Annotated in this window: 2 tRNA genes; both read left to right on the top strand. The window is 54.0% G+C overall.

The window, feature by feature from the left end:
- Window positions 1-34 precede the first annotated feature (34 nt).
- Window positions 35-108, top strand: a tRNA-Met gene (locus tag HMPREF2987_RS06455).
- Between the two features lie 13 nt (window positions 109-121).
- Window positions 122-195 (top strand) — tRNA-Ile (locus HMPREF2987_RS06450).
- The last annotated feature ends 44 nt before the right edge of the window (window positions 196-239 follow it).

Below are 239 nucleotides of genomic sequence, written 5' to 3'. Positions count from 1 at the left end.
TGTCGCAGGTTCGAATCCTGTCTTCCCGATTGATGGCGGTGTAGCTCAGCTGGCTAGAGCGTCCGGTTCATACCCGGGAGGTCGGGGGTTCGATCCCCTTCGCCGCTATAATGATCTTGTTGGACCTTTAGCTCAGCTGGTTAGAGCTCTCGGCTCATAACCGAGTGGTCGTAGGTTCAAGTCCTACAAGGTCCATAAAATGTTATGGAGGATTACCCAAGTCCGGCTGAAGGGAACGG

This window comes from Streptococcus sp. HMSC067H01 (assembly GCF_001814775.1).
Lineage (GTDB): Bacteria > Bacillota > Bacilli > Lactobacillales > Streptococcaceae > Streptococcus.
Note: the sequence above shows the minus strand (reverse complement) of the source record. Positions and strands in the feature narration are given on the sequence as shown.